At 70.5% G+C, this 1657-nt stretch carries 1 protein-coding gene; it reads left to right on the top strand.

Annotated features, from left to right (window positions below; all coding sequences use genetic code 11):
• On the top strand, positions 1–1657 hold a 1657-nt coding region (locus ACZ51S_RS34685), incomplete at both ends, for a 2-oxoacid:acceptor oxidoreductase subunit alpha (RefSeq protein WP_468963187.1).

The following is a 1657-nucleotide window of genomic DNA, read 5'->3' as shown; positions in this document are numbered from 1 at the left end:
CCGCCGTGTCGACCGGGTGATCATCCGTTTCGCGGGTGACTCGGGTGACGGTATGCAGCTGACGGGTGACCGTTTCACCTCGGAGACGGCGTCCTTCGGCAACGACCTCTCGACGCTGCCGAACTTCCCGGCCGAGATCCGGGCGCCCGCCGGGACCCTGCCGGGGGTGTCCTCGTTCCAGCTGCATTTCGCGGACCATGACATCCTGACGCCGGGTGACGCGCCGAACGTGCTGGTCGCGATGAACCCGGCGGCGCTGAAGGCCAACATCGGCGACGTGCCGCGCGGCGCGGAGATCATCATCAATACGGATGAGTTCACCAAGCGGCCCATGGCCAAGGTCGGCTACGAGACCTCCCCGCTGGAGGACGGCTCCCTGGCCGCCTACAACATCCACCCGGTGCCGCTGACCACTTTGACGGTGGAGGCGCTGAAGGACTTCGGGCTCTCCCGCAAGGAGGCCGAGCGCAGCAAGAACATGTTCGCGCTGGGGCTGCTGTCGTGGATGTACCACCGGCCGACCGAGGGCACGGAGAGCTTCCTGCGGCGGAAGTTCGCGAAGAAGCCCGGCATCGCCGAGGCGAACATCGTCGCCTTCCGGGCGGGCTGGAACTTCGGCGAGACGACCGAGGACTTCGCCGTCTCCTACGAGGTCGCCCCCGCCACCAGTGCCTTCCCGGCGGGCACCTACCGCAACATCTCGGGCAACCTCGCCCTGTCCTACGGGCTGATCGCCGCCGCCCGGCAGGCGGACCTGCCGCTCTACCTGGGCTCCTACCCGATCACCCCGGCCTCGGACATCCTGCACGAACTGTCGAAGCACAAGAACTTCGGCGTGCGGACCTTCCAGGCCGAGGACGAGATCGCCGGCATCGGCGCCGCCCTCGGCGCGGCCTTCGGCGGCTCGCTCGCCGTCACCACCACCTCCGGCCCGGGCGTCGCCCTGAAGTCGGAGACCATCGGCCTGGCCGTCTCGCTGGAGCTGCCCCTGCTCATCGTGGACATCCAGCGCGGCGGACCCTCGACCGGACTGCCCACCAAGACCGAGCAGGCCGACCTCCTCCAGGCCATGTACGGCCGCAACGGCGAAGCCCCCGTCCCCGTCGTCGCCCCGAGGACGGCCGCCGACTGCTTCGACGCCGCGCTGGAGGCCGCCCGCATCGCCCTCACCTACCGCACCCCGGTCTTCCTGCTCTCCGACGGCTACCTCGCCAACGGCTCCGAACCCTGGCGGATCCCCGACCCGGAAGACCTGCCCGACCTGCGCACCCGCTTCGCGACGGGCCCCAACCACACCCTCGCGGACGGCACCGAGGTGTTCTGGCCCTACAAACGCGACCCGCGGACCCTGGCCCGCCCCTGGGCCGTGCCGGGCACGCCCGGCCTGGAACACCGGATCGGCGGGATCGAGAAGCAGGACGGCACCGGCAACATCAGCTACGACCCCGCCAACCACGACTTCATGGTCCGCACCCGCCAGGCCAAGATCGACGGCATCCAGGTCCCCGACCTGGACGTCGACGACCCCGACGGCGCCCGCACCCTCGTCCTGGGCTGGGGCTCCACCTACGGCCCCATCACCGCAGCCGTCCGCCGCCTGCGCACCCAGGCACTCCCCATCGCCCAGGCCCACCTGCGCCACCTCAACCCCTTCCCG

It is taken from the genome of Streptomyces sp. NPDC034043 (assembly GCF_055575675.1).
Note: the sequence above shows the minus strand (reverse complement) of the source record. Positions and strands in the feature narration are given on the sequence as shown.